The following is a 416-nucleotide window of genomic DNA, read 5'->3' as shown; positions in this document are numbered from 1 at the left end:
GGATGACAGTAATGGAAGTGGCATTTCGCAGGTAATTGGGGCAGGTGCTACATGCACCTTATCCCTGGGGGGCTCTGCCGCTGAGCCAAACCATCTGGTCAGCTTTTCCAAGCACTACCGGCAACAGTTGCTGGCTTGCTTTTGATGCTTGTATGGAGGCCAGAATTCAAGCGTCGGCAGACGTGGTTGACTGAATCAGGAGATAGCCGCATTGACCCTTCCTCACGAAAGAACCCGCAGCGTCATCAAGACCGAAGCGTTCCTGCGAGAGCTCGCCCGTAACACTGAGCTGCCTCAGGATATCCGCAGCTATGCGAAAAGCCTGCTCAGGCACTACCCGTCGGCCGACCAGATCCTCTCGTTGGGGCGCCTTGAAGAGTGCCTGGTGAGCGATGCATCAGATGATGAATATCGAC

General features: G+C 55.5%; 1 protein-coding gene. It reads left to right on the top strand.

Features of this window, described 5'->3' with window-relative positions; translation table 11 throughout:
- Nucleotides 1–211: 211 nt before the first annotated feature.
- Nucleotides 212–416: BPSL0761 family protein (locus tag M8013_RS00120; RefSeq protein WP_271265819.1), on the top strand; the 205-nt coding region annotated here is incomplete at its 3' end.

Origin of the sequence: Silvania confinis (genome assembly GCF_025564085.1) — a bacterium.
Taxonomy (GTDB): Bacteria; Pseudomonadota; Gammaproteobacteria; order Enterobacterales; family Enterobacteriaceae; genus Enterobacter; species Enterobacter confinis.
The sequence above is the reverse complement of the archived record's forward strand: the minus strand, read 5'-3'. Positions and strand labels throughout refer to the sequence as shown.